Annotated in this window: 1 pseudogene; it reads right to left on the bottom strand. The window is 64.9% G+C overall.

Annotated features, from left to right (window positions below):
• Positions 1-370: pseudogene (locus tag EIM48_RS15290) on the bottom strand (transposase); the annotation flags it as partial.

Below are 370 nucleotides of genomic sequence, written 5' to 3'. Positions count from 1 at the left end.
TTGCAACACTTCCAGAAGCCGCGGCTCGGGCGATTCTCGACCACCTCGGCCAGGGCCGCGATGATCTCGGCATCCCGTACCGTCCAGTGCACCGGCGGCTGGTACCACGCTGCCCGCGACAACCCAACGCAATCACAGGACCGGCTCAGGGGCCGCGTGTGCACCTCGACCAGGTACCGCACGGCCTCGCGCTTCTGCTCCGGCCCTACAGTTTTTTTGCGATCAGATCCTTCATCGCGGCGTTGTCGAGCGCCAGCTCGGCGTACATCCGCTTGAGCCTGGCGTTCTCCGCTTCCAGGTCCTTGACACGCCGCAGCTCGGAGGCCTCCAGGCCGCCGTACTTCGACTTCCACTTGTAGTAGGTCGGAAC

It is taken from the genome of Pseudoxanthomonas sp. SGNA-20, from assembly GCF_003931635.1.
Lineage (GTDB): Bacteria > Pseudomonadota > Gammaproteobacteria > Xanthomonadales > Xanthomonadaceae > Pseudoxanthomonas.
Note: the sequence above shows the minus strand (reverse complement) of the source record. Positions and strands in the feature narration are given on the sequence as shown.